The 5,611-nt window shown below is 72.0% G+C and carries 5 protein-coding genes; 3 read left to right on the top strand and 2 right to left on the bottom strand.

Going from position 1 to position 5,611, the window contains the following annotated elements:
• Together C1I97_RS30140 and C1I97_RS30135 are read right to left on the bottom strand one after the other, a co-directional pair.
• Positions 1–1,637 (bottom strand): glycoside hydrolase family 13 protein (locus C1I97_RS30140; RefSeq protein WP_181446980.1); only part of this gene is annotated, 1,637 nt, incomplete at its 3' end.
• Positions 1,638–1,789: 152 nt separating this feature from the next.
• Positions 1,790–3,061, bottom strand: a complete 1,272-nt coding sequence (locus tag C1I97_RS30135; RefSeq protein ID WP_111006266.1) for an ABC transporter substrate-binding protein — start codon at positions 3,059–3,061, stop codon at positions 1,790–1,792.
• 137 nt (positions 3,062–3,198) lie between these two features.
• Between C1I97_RS30135 and C1I97_RS30130 the strand changes: the two genes are divergently transcribed.
• The 3 genes from C1I97_RS30130 to C1I97_RS30120 all read left to right on the top strand — a co-directional run.
• Positions 3,199–3,714 carry a PadR family transcriptional regulator gene (locus C1I97_RS30130; RefSeq protein ID WP_111006265.1) on the top strand — a complete coding sequence of 172 codons (516 nt, stop codon included), beginning with the start codon at positions 3,199–3,201 and terminating at the stop codon, positions 3,712–3,714.
• On the top strand, positions 3,711–4,466 hold the full coding sequence (locus C1I97_RS30125; RefSeq protein ID WP_111006264.1) for an ABC transporter ATP-binding protein: 756 nt from the start codon (positions 3,711–3,713) through the stop codon (positions 4,464–4,466). Before C1I97_RS30130 ends, C1I97_RS30125 begins: the two co-directional genes overlap by 4 nt.
• A gap of 70 nt (positions 4,467–4,536) precedes the next feature.
• Positions 4,537–5,611, top strand: a 1,075-nt coding sequence (locus tag C1I97_RS30120; protein ID WP_146608335.1) for an ABC transporter permease, incomplete at its 3' end; no start/stop codon positions are given.

Here is a 5,611-nt window from a genome sequence, read left to right as displayed (position 1 = left end):
GTGGTGGACCCGGCGAGCACTCCGGGCGGGCAGGGGCCGCTGGTCAGCAGCGGGATGCCGGAGACCGGCGCGGGCGTGGGGGCCGTACCGAAGTTGACGGCGCAGACCAGGCCGTCACCGCGGACGAAGGCGAGGACGCCCGGCTCGGCGTCCAGCCAGCGCAGCGTGCCCTCGCCCAACTGGGGCAGCGCGGAGCGCAGGTGCAGGCCGTCGCGGTACAGGTGCCAGAAGGAGCGGGTGTCGGCGAGGGCGCGCTCGGTGGCGTACTCGGCGAAGTACTCCGGCTGCGGCAGCCAGGGTTTGGCGTTCTGCGCTCCGGTGGTGAAGCCGAACGGGGATGCCTGGCCCGACCAGGGCAGCGGCACCCGGCAGCCGTCGCGGATGCGGGCGCGGCTCCCGGTCCGGTGGAAGATCGGGTCGGTGAGCACGTCGTCGGGCAGGTCGACGACCTCGGGCAGGCCCAGTTCCTCGCCCTGGTAGATGTACGCGGCTCCGGGCAGCGCCAGCATCAGCAGCGCGGCGGCACGGGCGCGGGCGGCGCCCAGTCCGCTCGCCTCGGGGGTGGGTTCGCCGTAGCGGGTGACGGTGCGGACCTGGTCGTGGTTGTTGAGGACCCAGGTGACCGTGGAGCCGGTGCCGGCGATGTCCTCCATGGCCTCGGAGATGACCTTGCGGAAGGCGTCGGCGTCCCAGGGGGCGCCGAGCAGGTCGAAGAAGAAGGCCTGGTGCAGCTCGTCGGGGCGGACGTACTGGGCGTGTTCGCGGGCGCTGGGCACGGACACCTCGCCGACCAGCAGGCGTTCACGGCCGTCGCGTGCGGTGTACTCCTCGCACACCGAGCGCCAGTGCCGCCACACGTCGTGCACCTCGGGCTGGTTCCAGGCGAGCGGGTTGACCGAGTCGCGGGTGCGGGCGTCGATCTCCGGGTCGTCCGAGTCGGGCAGTCCGGGGTGCTTGTAGAGGCCGGCGGCGACGTCGATGCGGAAGCCGTCGACGCCCCGGTCGAGCCAGAAGCGCAGCACCCGGTCGAACTCGGCGGGGATCTCGGGGTTGCGCCAGTTCCAGTCGGGCTGCTCGGGCGTGAACATGTGCAGGTACCACTGGCCGGGGCTGCCGTCCGCCTCGGTGATCCGGGTCCAGGCCGGTCCGCCGAACATCGCGTGCCAGTTGTTGGGCGGCTCGGCGCCGTCCGGGCCGCGGCCGTCGGCGAAGTGGAAGCGGGCGCGGGCGGCACTGCCGGGTCCGGCGGCCAGCGCCTCGCGGAACCACGGGTGCTCGGCCGAGCAGTGGTTGGGGACGATGTCCAGCAGCACCTTGACGCCCAGCCGGCGGGCGGCCGCCACCAGCTGGTCGAACTCGTCGAGGTCCCCGAAGACCGGGTCGACGTCGCAGTAGTCGGCGACGTCGTAGCCGTGGTCGTGCTGCGGGGAGGGGTAGAAGGGGCTCAGCCAGATCCCGTCGACGCCGAGCTTCTTCAGATAGGGCAGCCCGGCGCGGACACCGGCCAGATCGCCGATGCCGTCGCCGGTGCTGTCCAGGAAGCTGCGGACGTACACCTGGTAGATCACGGCGTCGCGCCACCAACCATGCCTGTTCAACCCATTGACCTGTTCCTGTGAAGAGCAGCAGTTATGCATGCATGTTAGGTAGAGGCTTCGGGAGGGTGTCAATGAACTGAACAACACTCCCTAGGCAGTTGACCCGTCAAATCCAGACATGTCAGGGCGTAGTGCGCAGAGTTGAGATGTCCGCGTTACCTAACGAGTAAGTATGTGGGAAAGGTGAAGGCTCAGCGGTGGGAGATGGCCGCGAGTTCGCGGGCGAGCCGCCGTACGGCCGCCTCGGGCGTCTGCTGTCCGGTCAGCGTGTCGTGCACGACCGCCTGCACCACCAGGCTGACCTGGTCGTAGTGCGCGCTCTTGGGGCGCGGCGCGGCCGCCAGCACGGCGTCGCGCAGGGTCGGCAGGTAGGGGAACCGCCGCACCAGCTCGGGGTCTTCGTACAGCGCGGCGCGCACGGGCGGCAGCGCACCCCTGGTGAGCACCTGGCGCTGGACGCGCTCGCTGGTGAGGTACGCGATCAGACGCGCGGCGGAGTCGGGGTGCCGCGTGTGGGTGGCGACGGCGAGGTTGGAACCGCCGAGGACACTGGTCCCCGGCCCCTCGGGCCCGGGCAGCGGTACGGCGCCGATCCTCCCGGCGACCTCGGACCCCGGCGCGGAGGCGACGGCGTAGGCGTAGGGCCAGTTGCGCAGGAAGAGCAGCCGGCCGTCCTGGAAGGCCTGCTTGGACTCCTCCTCCTTGTACGTCAGCGCCTCCTTCGGGATCCAGCCCTCGTCAAAGCCGCGCGCCAGGAAGCCGATGCCCTCGCGGGCGGCGCCCGAGTTGACGGTGACGCGCTCGCCCTCGTCGCCGAGGATCGTGCCGCCCGCCGAGTACACGGCCTCGGCCGCGTTGACGGTCAGCCCCTCGTACGGCAGGAACTGGCCCGCGTAGCCGTCCAGTCCGTACTTCGGCGCGACCGTCTTCGCGGCGTGCTCCAGCTCGGCCCAGGTGCGCGGCGGCGGGACGTCCTCCTTGGCGAGGACGTCCTTGCGGTACAGCAGGAGTCCGGCGTTGGTGACGTACGGCACCGCGTACAGCCGTCCGTCGTACGTGGCCGTGTCGACGACCGGCGGCAGGAAGGTGTCCAGCGGGAAGCGGTCGCGGGGCAGCGGGCGGATCCAGCCGGCGGCGGCGAACTCCGAGGTCCAGTTGACGTCGATGTTGAGCACGTCGAACCGGCTGCGGTTGCCGCCGCGCAGGTCGGTGGTCATCTGCGCGTGGGTCTCGTCGGCGGAGTCCGGCAGCTCGACCAGGGTGACCTTCTCGCCGGGGTGGCTGCGGTTCCAGCCCTCGAGCAGCGGGCCGAGATAGCCGGTGAGGTCGCCGGCGGTGGCCAGGGTGAGTGGTCCCCGGCCGCCACCGCGCCCCTCGTCGGCGCGGGCGCCGGAGGCGACGTAACCGGTCACGACCACGACCAGAACCAGGAGGCCCCTACCGGCGGCGCGTATCCACCGCATAGGTTCCTCCTTGCACACCGGCTCCGGGCACCTTCGCCAGGAGTCAGGCCATGTATACCTGTTAGGTATGGGCGATACTAGGGCCTGGAGCACATTACGCATGACGCGTCTGACAAGGACCTAGGAGGAGAGCACGCGTGCGCCTGCCCCTCCTGGCACTCCTCGCGCGCGGTCCCGCTCACGGCTACGAGCTGAAGCAGGACCTTGAGCAACTGCTGGGCTCCGCGTACCCTCAGCCGAACGTCGGCCAGATCTACGTGACCCTCGGCCGCCTCGAGAAGTCGGGACTGATCGAGGGCGAGGAGGTCGAACAGGCCGGCCGGCCCAACAAGAAGACCTACCGCCTCACCGACGCCGGGCGCGAGGCGGTACGCGCCTGGTTCCGGAAACCCGAGGACGAGCCGCGGGTGCGGGACGAGTTCTTCATGAAGCTCGCCCTCGCCCCGCAGACCGGCCTCGCGGACCAGATCGCCCTGATCAACAAGCAGCGGCGCCAGTACCTCAACACCATGCGCACCCTGTCGAAACTGGCGGCGGCCGAGGACCGGGACAACAGAATCGCCCACCTGCTGATCGAGGGCGCCATGCTGCACCTGCAGGCCGACCTGGACTGGCTGGAACGGTGCCAGGAGGAACTGGAGGAGCTGGAGTGAGTGACGTCCGGGCTCCGGTGCTGCTGCGGGCCGAGGGCCTCGTCAAGACGCACCACGGTGAGGGCGCGCCCGCGCGCGCCGTGCGCGGGGTGGACCTGTCGGTGGTGCGCGGCGAGTTCGTGGCGGTCACCGGTCCCTCCGGGGCCGGCAAGTCCACGCTGCTGCACTTGCTCGGCGGGCTGCAGCGGCCGGACGAGGGCAGCATCTGGCTGGACGGCCGGTGCACCGACTCCTACAGCGAGGCCCGCTGGGCCGAGGAACGCCGCAGCGGCATCGGCATCGTCTTCCAGTTCTTCAACCTGGTCTCCAACCTGTCCGTCGCCGACAACGTCGAACTGCCCGCCCTGCTCGCCGGCCGCTCCCCGAAGCAGGCCCGCGCCGAGCGGGAGTCGCTGCTGGCCGAGCTGGGGCTCGAGGGCAAGGAGCGCAGCATGCCGGGCGAGCTGTCCGGCGGCGAACAGCAGCGGGTCGCGCTCGCCCGCGCCCTGGTCAACCACCCGCCGCTGCTGCTGGCCGACGAGCCGGCCGGCAGCCTCGACAGCAAGGGCACCCGCGAGGTGATGCGGCTGCTGTCCCGGTTCCACCGGCGCGGGCAGAGCATCGTCCTTGTCACCCATGACGCCCGGCTGGCGAGCGCCGCGGACCGGGTGATCAGCTTCTTCGACGGCCGGATCGTCGACGACGCGGAGCTGGGCGGGACGACGCCGCCGCGGGGTCCGGGGATCTCGGGCGTGCTGGAACTGAGGGACTGAGGCGAGGGTAAGGACTGAGTGCGGTGAAGTACTGGGGGGCGCGCGTGCCCCGGTCGAGGGACTGAGTCCGGTGCGGGCGACTTTGCGCTGGGCGCACTCGGACCTGCGCGCGCATCGCGGCGAGGCGCTGTTCATCGTGCTGGCCACGGTCGGCATCGTCGCCTCGCTGCTGCTGGCCACCGCGCTGTTCGGCTATGCGACCAACCCCTGGCAGCGGGTCTTCACCCAGTCCCACGGGGCCCATGTGTGGCTGCACACGGCGAGGTCCGCCGACACGGACCGGCTCGCCTCGCTCGACGGTGTGGAGGCGGTCACCAGCGCGTACCCCACCGAGGCCGCCACCGTCTCCTCCCGGGGCACCCGCGCCTCCGTGGAGCTGCGCGGTACGCCCTCGATGCCCACCGTGGGCCGGCCGCTGCTCACCTCCGGCCGCTGGCCGGCCGCCCGGGAGCCGGACGGCGTGGTCCTGGAGACCCGGCTGGCCCGGGCGCTGCTGGCCGAGCCCGGGGACGTCCTCACACTGCCCGGGACCACGCGCACGCTGACGGTGGTGGGCATCGCCGACAGCGCCGAGCCGCGCTACCGGCCGGGCGAGCAGCCGGGGCTGGTCTGGGCGCAGCCGTCCACGGTGCGCGACCCCGGCGGCCGGGTGATCGGGCTGCGGCTGACCGACCCGGACGACACCGACTACGCCGTCCAGCGCGCCGTCACCGTGCTGGGTGCGGGCGCGGTCGGCGAGGTGTCCACCTGGCAGCAGGCGCGGGCCGAGGCGCAGGGCGACAACCGGCTGCTCGGCCAGGTGCTGGGCCTGTTCGGCCTGGGCGCGCTGATCGCGGCCGGGCTGGCGGTGCACGGCGCGATCGGCACCCGGATCCGGGGGCATCTGCGGGACATCTCGGTGCTGAAGGCGATCGGTTTCACGCCCGGCCAGGTGGTCCGGATCTTCCTGTTCCAGCACGTGGCGTACGCCGTGCTCGGCGCGGTGGCCGCGGCGGTGCTGACCCAGTCGCTGGGCGCGCGGATCCCGGGCCGGCTGGGCGACGCGATCGGGGTGTGGCAGGGGCTGCCGGGTCATCCGGTGCCGCTGTTCGCGGTGCCGGTGGGCGCGGTGCTGTTCATCGGCGCGGTGACGGGGCTGGCGGCCT

The sequence above is a fragment of the Streptomyces sp. NTH33 genome, from assembly GCF_003236365.1.
GTDB lineage: Bacteria > Actinomycetota > Actinomycetes > Streptomycetales > Streptomycetaceae > Streptomyces.
Note: the sequence above shows the minus strand (reverse complement) of the source record. Positions and strands in the feature narration are given on the sequence as shown.

Coding starts and splice junctions, on each gene's coding strand:
- C1I97_RS30135 (WP_111006266.1), bottom strand. CDS start 3,061: ATGCGGTGGATACGCGCCGCCGGTAGGGGCCTCCTGGTTCTGGTCGTG.